Source organism: Streptococcus sp. GMD1S (assembly GCF_000296875.1).
Lineage (GTDB): Bacteria > Bacillota > Bacilli > Lactobacillales > Streptococcaceae > Streptococcus.
This window is the reverse complement of the sequence record NZ_AJQY01000364.1, coordinates 1-1,306: the sequence shown is the minus strand read 5'-3', so window position 1 is coordinate 1,306 and position 1,306 is coordinate 1. Positions and strand designations below refer to the sequence as shown.

Sequence of the window (1,306 nt, the reverse complement as noted above, 5' to 3'; positions counted from 1 at the left end):
GGTCTCTTCCAAAACATCCCAGGGAATAAAGACCAGCACCTGTTTGCGTCGGCTGTTAAATACTTTACTGGGAAATAAGACTATAGATGACTAAGACGATTGGTGTGTTTTGAGAAGAAAAATGAAAGTTTGTGAAATATTTGAATAAATTAATTGATATACCTGATGTTGAAAAAAAGATTCAATTGAAAAAATCGTTATCTAGAGAGATGAGAGTAATGAAGGAGGACTTAAAGCCAAGAAAGTGTTTGCTTTGTGATAAAGATACTACAAGTTTTTGCAACTCTCACACTATTCCACAGTTATCGTTAAAAAATATTTCTGATTCTGGCAAGTTGACTCAAGCTGGTTATTTAATAGGGAGCGATCTGTCAGATAATGATAAGGGAGTGAGCAATTCGGGAACGATACAAATTATTTGTCGTAAATGTGATTCTTTCTATTTTCAGGAATATGAAAATGAAATGAATCTTACGTCTTATCCTAGCGATAAAATGTTGTCACAAATTGCATTGAAAAATTTCCTTTTAGAACTAGTTAGAATGAGGGAGGAAAAATATCATTTTAAAAAATCAATGTCTGATAATACAATCAAGAAGGCTTTATACTTAAGAATACCTGAGATTTCTAATAAAACGTTAGAGAATACATCTCAAAAAATAAAAGATCTTCATAATTCTTTTGATTATGATATTGAAGATTTTCAAAATGAAATTTTACTCCATAAAACTGCTATTGAAAACAATCTTAAAGGAGCATATCAAATTATTTTTCATGAGGTGCTCCCCTATAAGACACCGATAGCGTTTCAAGGCTCATTAACGTTGATTAGAGATATGTATGAATATCCAGTGAATGATACGAGTAACCATTCAAAAAAAAATCGTATTCAGAAGTTGCATCTGGCTATTTTACCATTAAAAGAAAAGACGATGGTGCTAGCTTTTTATCATAAAAGGGATTGGAAATATAGATCTCTAAAAAGTCAGTTTAACAGTAGCAATCGATTGAATAAACTGGATTTTCTTAATTATTTAATATTTGCTTACACTGAAAACTACTACTTTAGCCCGACAATTAAAGAAAAAATTAGAACAAATGAGAAGCTTGTGCTACTTAGTCAAGAACTTTTCGGCAAACCTAATTTGGGTCAGTATGTAGGTGTTGATAGTTATAAGAGAGTTGAGCCAGATGAAATTCCTAATTTTCTTTTAGAAGAGTGGGCTATAATGTAAAAATAAAAGGTATAAAAAATGACATACGAAGTAAAATCTCTTAATGAAGAATGTGGTGTTTTCGGTATCTG

Annotated in this window: 1 protein-coding gene; it reads left to right on the top strand. The window is 31.2% G+C overall.

The features are described 5' to 3' along the window. Nucleotides 1–131 precede the first annotated feature (131 nt). Nucleotides 132–1,235 (top strand): hypothetical protein, encoded by a 1,104-nt coding sequence (locus GMD1S_RS10345; protein ID WP_000876342.1) that lies wholly within the window; start codon nt 132–134, stop codon nt 1,233–1,235. Nucleotides 1,236–1,306: the final 71 nt, after the last annotated feature.